Annotated in this window: 7 protein-coding genes and 1 pseudogene; 1 reads left to right on the top strand and 7 read right to left on the bottom strand. The window is 72.7% G+C overall.

Annotated elements, in window-relative coordinates; translation table 11 throughout:
* The 7 genes and pseudogenes from UW392_RS66215 to UW392_RS66245 all read right to left on the bottom strand — a co-directional run.
* Positions 1–259, bottom strand: a pseudogene (locus UW392_RS66215) (hypothetical protein); the annotation flags it as partial.
* 4 nt (positions 260–263) lie between these two features.
* Entirely contained in the window at positions 264–1,130 is an 867-nt protein-coding gene (locus UW392_RS66220) for a carbohydrate ABC transporter permease (protein WP_320785119.1), read from the bottom strand.
* Positions 1,127–2,077: a sugar ABC transporter permease gene (locus UW392_RS66225; RefSeq protein WP_320785120.1), complete on the bottom strand. Its 951-nt coding sequence runs from the start codon at positions 2,075–2,077 to the stop codon at positions 1,127–1,129. The genes UW392_RS66220 and UW392_RS66225 overlap by 4 nt, the downstream gene beginning before the upstream one ends.
* The gene (locus UW392_RS66230; RefSeq protein ID WP_320785121.1) at positions 2,074–3,333 is read right to left on the bottom strand and encodes an ABC transporter substrate-binding protein; all 1,260 of its coding nucleotides are present in this window, start codon (positions 3,331–3,333) and stop codon (positions 2,074–2,076) included. Before UW392_RS66230 ends, UW392_RS66225 begins: the two co-directional genes overlap by 4 nt.
* A 91-nt stretch (positions 3,334–3,424) precedes the next feature.
* The gene (locus UW392_RS66235) at positions 3,425–4,213 is read right to left on the bottom strand and encodes a cupin (protein WP_320785122.1); all 789 of its coding nucleotides are present in this window, start codon (positions 4,211–4,213) and stop codon (positions 3,425–3,427) included.
* Positions 4,207–5,136 (bottom strand): PmoA family protein, encoded by a 930-nt coding sequence (locus tag UW392_RS66240; RefSeq protein WP_320785123.1) that lies wholly within the window; start codon positions 5,134–5,136, stop codon positions 4,207–4,209. Before UW392_RS66240 ends, UW392_RS66235 begins: the two co-directional genes overlap by 7 nt.
* Entirely contained in the window at positions 5,133–6,269 is a 1,137-nt protein-coding gene (locus UW392_RS66245) for a Gfo/Idh/MocA family oxidoreductase (RefSeq protein ID WP_320785124.1), read from the bottom strand. Before UW392_RS66245 ends, UW392_RS66240 begins: the two co-directional genes overlap by 4 nt.
* A 268-nt stretch (positions 6,270–6,537) precedes the next feature.
* Here UW392_RS66245 and UW392_RS66250 point away from each other — a divergent pair, with 268 nt between their 5' ends.
* Positions 6,538–7,134, top strand: coding sequence for a DNA starvation/stationary phase protection protein (locus UW392_RS66250; RefSeq protein ID WP_320785125.1), 597 nt, complete (start codon positions 6,538–6,540; stop codon positions 7,132–7,134).
* Positions 7,135–7,182 lie beyond the last annotated feature (48 nt).

Consider the following 7,182-nt stretch of genomic DNA (forward strand, 5'->3'; position numbering starts at 1 on the left):
CGGCCAGGGCGACAACGCCGGCGAGCAGGTCGCCGGGGCGCAGTCGCCGGCGCAGCGCGGCGAGGTAGGCTCCGGCGCCGGCCGGGCGGTCCTCCCCCGCGCCGCGCAGCACCGCGCACGCCGTGGAGAGGGCGGCCGGGACGGTCACCAGCGGCAGACAGACCACGGCGGTGACCACTCCGACGCCGAGGATGTCGGCGAAGAGGGTCATCCGGGGTCCGAAGAGTTCGCCCGGCTCCCGGGCGGGTGCCCCGCTCACCGGCTCATCCCTTCAGTCCCGAGCTGGCCATGCCCTCCACCAGGAACCGCTGGAAGGCGAGGAAGAACAGCACGATCGGCAGCAGCGCCAGCACCGACATCGCGAACATCGGGCCGAACGCCGAGGTGCTGGAGGAGTCCACGAACGAGCGGAGCGCGAGGGTGAGGGTGAACTTGCCCGGGTCGAACAGGTAGATGAGCTGGGTGAAGAAGTCGTTCCACGTCCAGATGAAGGTGAAGATGGCGGTGGTGATGAGCGCGGGCCGGGTGAGCGGGAGCACGATCCTGGCGAAGCTGCGGAACGGTCCGCAGCCGTCGATCCGCGCCGCCTCCTCCAGTTCGCGGGGCAGGCCGCGCATGAACTGCACGATGAGGAAGACGAAGAACGCCTCGGTGGCGAGGAACTTCGGCAGGATCAGCGGCCAGTAGGTGTCCACCAGGCCGAGCCGGTTGAAGATGATGTACTGCGGGATCAGCACCGCGTGGTGCGGCAGCATGATCGTGGCGATCATGAAGGCGAACAGCGGTCCGCGCAGCCGGAAGCGGAGCCGGGCGAAGGCGTAGGCGGCGAGCGAACAGGACAGGACGTTGCCGAGGACCGCGCCGCCCGCGATCAGCAGCGAGTTGGCCAGCAGCCGCCAGATCGACACGTCGTTGACGCCGTCCAGGGCGGTGGAGTAGTTCGACCACTCCAGGGTGCTCGGCAGCAGGTCGAGACCGGCGATGACCTCGTCGGCCGGTTTGAGGGAGGTGGCGAGCAGCCACGCCAGCGGATACAGCATGACCAGCAGCGCGGCGAGGCAGCCCAGGTGCAGGGCGATCCGGCCCCGGCGGGCCCGGGTGCGGGTGCGGGCGGTGACGGGTGCGGTCATCGGGTTCCTCCCTCGTCGGACGCGTAGAAGACCCAGGAGCGCGAGGTGCGGAAGAGCACCAGCGTGACGGCGCCGATGGCGAGCAGCAGCACCCAGGCCATGGCGGAGGCGTAGCCCATGTGGGAGGCGACGAAGCCGCGGTCGTAGAGGTAGAGGGTGTAGAAGAGCGTGGAGTCGGCGGGGCCGCCCTTGCCGCCGCTGACGGCGAAGGCGGGGGTGAAGACCTGGAACGCCTGGATGGTCTGGAGCACCAGGTTGAAGAAGAGGACCGGCGAGAGCATGGGGAGGGTGACGGAGCGGAACCGGCGCCACGCGCCGGCGCCGTCCACGGCCGCCGCCTCGTACAGTTCGCCGGCGATCTGCTGGAGGCCGGCGAGGAAGATGACCATCGGGGCGCCGAACTGCCAGACGGTCAGCAGGGCCACGGCCAGCAGCGCCCAGCCGGGCCGGTTGACCCAGCCGCCGGTGCCGAGCAGCTTGTCGACGGTGCCGCCGTCGTTGAACACCGCCCGCCAGACCAGCGCGATCGACATGGACGCGCCGAGGAGGGAGGGGGCGTAGAAGGCGGAGCGGTAGAAGCCCCGGCCGCGTCGCACGCGCTTCAGGGCGAGGGCCACGGCGAGGGCCAGGGCGAGCTGGAGGGGGACGGCGATCGCGACGTAGGTGAGGGTCGCGGTGACCGAGCGCCAGTAGCGGGGGTCCTCGGTGAACATCTGCGTGTAGTTGCGCAGGCCCACCCAGTGCGGCGGGTCGAAGAGGTCGTAGTCGGTGAACGACAGGTACAGCGACACGGCCATCGGCAGCAGCGTCAGGACGGTCGCGCCGAGCACCCACGGGGAGAGGAACACCCAGGCGGCGCCCTCCCGTCGGCGTACCGGCGGGCGCTTCGGCGGTGCGGCGGTCCCCGCGGCGCGGGTGGTGGACGTCGGCGTGTCGGTGGTGGTCATGACCTCAGTTCCGCCTTCGCCTCGGTGACGTAGTCCTCCGCCGCCTCGCGCGGTGACATCCGCTCGTAGGAGACCTGGTCGTAGTCGCGGGCGAAGGTGGTCTGCAGGGCGTTGTCGCCGGACGGCGGCGCCTGCGGCGGGTCGTCGAGGGTGCCCTCCAGGGAGGTCTGGAACGCCGCGATGGTCCGGTCGAACTCCGTGAGCCGCGGTTCGGTCTCCTCGCGGACGGACTCGTTGACGGGGATGCTGCGGGTGGCGCCGAGGATCTTCCCCGCCTCCACGTCGTTGACCATGAAGTCGATCAGCCGGGCCGCCTCCTCCGGGTGGGCGGTGCCGGCGGAGACCCCGAGGAACATCGACGGCTTGAAGTACTGGCCGGGGGTGCCGTCCGCGCCGGACGGCACGGTGGCGAGGGCGACGCCGCCCGCCACCAGCGTGAGGTAACCGCTGGCCGGGGCGTCCCAGTTGAAGTCGGCGATCGCCTTGCCGCGGCCCAGCGGGGTGTTCTCCACCGAGCCGTCGAGCTGGGTGGTCTGCTCGGCGGGCGAGACCGCGCCCTCGCGGCGCAGCCCGTCGGTGAAGGTCCACCAGCGGGTGAGGTCGTCGGCGGTGAAGCCGAGGCCGCCGTCCTCGGTGTAGAGGGACTTGCCCTGCCCGCGCAGCCACATCTCGAAGACGTCCTCGCTCTGGCCGGGGTCGGTGGCGCCGGGCCGGCCGGTGCGCTCCGCCAGCAGCCGCATGGCGTCGGCCCACTCGTCCCAGGTCCAGTCCGCCGCCGGCAGCGGGACGCCGGACTCCTTCCAGGCCGCGACGTCGTACACCAGCGTCTCGGTGCCGCGGCCCTGCGGGACGGCGTACTGGGTGCCGTCCACCCGGCCGGTGGCGAGGAGTCCCGGTTCGATGCCGGAGGTGCGCAGCGCGTCCTGCTCCGCCGCGAGGTCGAGGAGGACGCCACCGGAGGCGTACTGGTCGATCTGTCGGTAGTCGAGCTGCATCACGTCGGGGGCGTCGCCGCCGGCGGCCTGGGTGGCGAGTTTCTGCTTGTAGGCGTCGTAGCCGGAGAACGACGTCTGTACGTCGATGTCCGGGTGCGCCTTCTCGAAGAGCGCGAGGGCGCGTTCGGTGCGGTCGGCGCGGTCGGGGTTGCCCCACCAGGTGTAGCGCAGCACCGCCTTGCCGCCGCCCGCCGTGTCCCCGCCTCCCGAGCAGCCGGCCAGTACGGCGCAGAGCGCGAGCGCGGCGGCCGACGCGCGCACCACCGCCGTCCTGGGTCGCCGTGTCCTGGGTCGCCGTGATGTGAGTCGCCGTGTCCTGGGTCGCCGCGAGCTGTGTCGTCGCATCCGGGGGTCACTCCTCGTACGGCAGCGGTCCGGGCTTCTTCTCCTCGTACGGCAGCGTCGTCCCCGGCAGCGCGTACTCGTCGCGGCGGCCGCACATGCCGTAGCCGCCGAGCCGGGTGGGACGGGTCTCGTGGGCGGTGGCCGCGTCGAGGTGGGCGGTGTCGCCCGCCTCCAGCGCGTCGAGCCGGCCGCCGGTGCGGGTCGCGGCGGCCAGCGCCCCGGCCCGCCACAGCGCGCGCCAGGCCGGCACCTTGTCGCGCACCAGCCGGGCGGCGGCCCTCTGGAAGTCACGGAACGGGCCGGGGTCGCCCGCGAGCAGCGCCTCGCGCAGCGGCAGGTAACCCTCGACGGCGAGGTCCCGGCGGCGCCGGGCGGCGGTCTCCGTCTCCGGTCCGCCGCCCGGGGGCAGACTCGCGGCGGCGGCGTACGCCTCCGGGTCGGCGAGCACCTCGGGCGGGAAGGTGAAGACGGCGTCGCCCGCCTCGGGCAGGCCGCTGTTCTGCATGAGCACCGTGACGCGCAGGCCGCCGCCCTGCACCATGCGGTGCACGGTGCCGGGGGTGAACCAGGCGACGGTGCCGGGCTCCAGCGGGATGTCGCGGAAGCCGTCGGGGCTGAGGGTCTGCACCGCGCCCCGGCCGCCGGTGACGACGTACGCCTCCGTGCACACCAGGTGCAGATGGGGGCTGCCGCCGCGGATCCCGTCGGCGGCCTCCCAGTCGTAGGCGCTGAGGTGGGAGAGGCCGACGGCGCCCGGCAGGGGGTGCGGGAGTACGGGTCCGGCGCCGCTCACCACGGCAGGCCCTTCAGGTGGGTGGTGACGCGGTCCCGGTCCCAGGCTCCGTCGGCGACGACGATCCGGTAGCGGTAGGCGAAGGACGCGCCGGGCGCCAGCTCGAACTCGTCGAAGAACGCCCAGGAGAAGGCGACCGTCGGGATCGGTTCGGCGCGCACGAACCAGTGCGAGGGGTGGATCGCGGACGCCGCGTCGAGGTTCTCCGGGGCGTGCGCGAAGACCAGGGTGGAGTGCGCGTCCACGTCGTCGTGCTCGGTGGTGAAGGCGAGCCACGGGCCCTGGGTGCCCATGAGGCCGGCGGCGCCCTCCCCGTCCGGGGTGAAGGCGCTGCCGCCGGTGAAGTCGCGCGGGCCGCGCCACTGGAGTCCGGTGTAGCCGGCCATCTCACGGCCCGCGGTGGTGGGCGAGCCGAACACCAGAGGTTCGGCGCGGGTGTTGGTGAGCCGGACCGACCAGTCCAGGGCCCAGGCGCCGGCCCGCGCGTCGGCCGAGTGGACGGTCAGTCCGCGTTCCTCGCGGGCCCACTCGGCGCCGCCGTTCTCGATCCAGGTGAGGTCCTCGGTGACGGTCAGCCGGTCGTCCTCGACGGTCAGGTCCGCGAAGCCGTCGTGGCGCATGGAGCCGACCCGTTCGGGCAGCGGCAGGTAACCCCGGCCGTGGACATAGCAGTTGCCGCCCCAGAAGTTCTGGCCGGAGAGGTGGCTGGCCGTCATCTGGACGCCCTTGTGCCAGCGGTGGTCGTTCGGGCGGTACCCGGTCACCGTGTTCCCGGCGAGGGTGCGCACCGGGTGGGCGTAGGGCTTGCGGGACTCGAACGGGTCGGGGTCGGGTCGGTAGACGTAGCGCAGGATCTCGGTGCCGTCGGCGGTGGCGACGGCGAGGTGCTCGCCATGCAGATGGCTGACCCGGATGGTGTCGCTCATGCCCGCTCCTCCCGCTCTTCGTCGTGGTGCTTCGGGGCCCAGTCGGGGTGGTCGCCGTGCATCGCCGTGTAGTACGGGTCGCCGGGGCCGATCTCGCCCGCGCGCACGGGCCGTCCGGTGAACGCGGCCTTGTACAGGGCGGCGGCGAACTCCAGTGTGGCGCGGGCCTCCTGACCGCTGCCGGGCGGCCGGACACCGGCGTCCCAGGCGTCGAGGACCGCGCCGAGCTGGGCGGTGTGCGAGCTGGGCACGTCGGCCGCCGGGGTCCGCCAGGCGTCGGCGCGCGCGGCGTCGACGTGGCGGGCCGGGGTGTAGGTCCAGTCCTCGTTGCGGTGGCCGTACAGGTGGGTCAGCTCGACGGTGGCGTCGGCGCAGTCCACCCGGACGCGGCTCACCTCGTCCGGGGACAGGACGCTGTTGACGACGGTGGCGAGGGCGCCGCTCGCGAAGCGCACCAGCGCGGTGGAGACGTCCTCGCTCTCGGTGTCGTGGACCAGGCGCGAGGCCATGGCCCGTACTTCGTCCCAGGGACCGAGCAGGTGCAGCAGCAGGTCGTACTGGTGGATGCCGTGGCCCATGGTGGGGCCGCCGCCCTCGGTGGCCCAGCGGCCGCGCCAGGGCACCGCGTAGTAGGCGGCGTCGCGGTGCCAGGTGGTCTGGCAGTGGGCGACGAGCGGGGCGCCCAGCTCGCCGTCGGCGATCAGCTTTCGGGCGTGGGCCGCGCCGGAGCCGTAGCGGTGCTGGAAGACGACGGAGGCGTACGCGCCCGACGCCTGCTCGGCCGCCGCTATGGCGTCGTACTCGGCGAGCGACAGGCACAGCGGTTTCTCGCACAGCACCCAGGCGCCCGCCTTGAGCGCGGCCACCGTCTGCTCCCGGTGCAGGGACGGCGGTGTCCCGATGAGGACCAGGTCGGGGCGTACGGCGTCCAGCATGGCGTCCATCGAGGTGTGGCCGGCGACCTCGGTGCCGGCCTCGGCCCGGAAGGCGTCGAGCCGGGTCTCGTCGACATCTACGGCGGCGACCAGCTCGACGCGGTCGGCGTGGGCTCTGAGGGCGGGCAGATGGCTGCCGGCGACGATGGCGCCGGTACCTACGACGGCCACCCGGCGACGGGCGGGGAGCGGGGACATACGGTCCTCCTCGAAACGCACACGAACAGCACAGAGGCGCAGGCACGCAAGGGAGAAAGCGCTTGCACCCCGGCCGACCCTAGGTGGAGCGCGAATGTCTGGACAACCCCTCTGCACGGACCGCGCGGAACCGTCGACTCCGCGCGGGGTGCCTCGCTCGGGCCGCAGCGTTTGCGGGCGCCGCCCGCTGCTGTTCGACTTCTCGGGAGGGGGCCGAGGCCGGTCGCGTGAGGCGCCGGCACGCTCCCTTCGTGGAAGGAGTCCAGGCGTGAGCACCGATCCGAGGCCGTCGGCAACGGCGTCCCAGAGCGACGGCAGTCAGCCGTGGCTGCACCAGCAGGGCCGGGTCATCCAGGAGTTCGGGACCGTCAAGCAGTTCCCGTTGGCCCTGTCCATGGAGACCCGCCTCTACTCCGCCCAGCGGGTCAACAAGGTCCTGGCCGACACGCGCATCCTGCACGACCTGTACAAGAAGTACCACTGGCTGATGCGCGGGGCGACGTTCTACCAGCTGCACCTGCTCATGGACAAGCACGCCGGTGAGCAGCTCGCGCTGATCGACACCATGGCGGAGCGCGTCCAGACGCTGGGCGGTGTCTCGGTCGGCGACCCGCGCCACGTCGCGGAGCTGACCACGATCCGCCGCCCGCCGGACGGTGTCGAGGAGGTGCCGGCGATGCTGTCGCGGCTCCTGGAGACACACGAGCAGATCCTCGCGGACTGCCACGACGCCGCCGCGGTCGTGCAGGAGCAGGGCGACGACGGCACCAACGACATCCTGGTGTCGGACGTCATCCGCACCAATGAGCTGCAGGCCTGGTTCGTGGCGGAACACCTGGTGGACACGCCGCTCGTACGGGTCTGACAGGACACGGGACACGGCTGTGCGGCCGGCCCCGGACGCCGGGCGTCC

This window comes from Streptomyces sp. CRN 30, assembly GCF_034105845.1.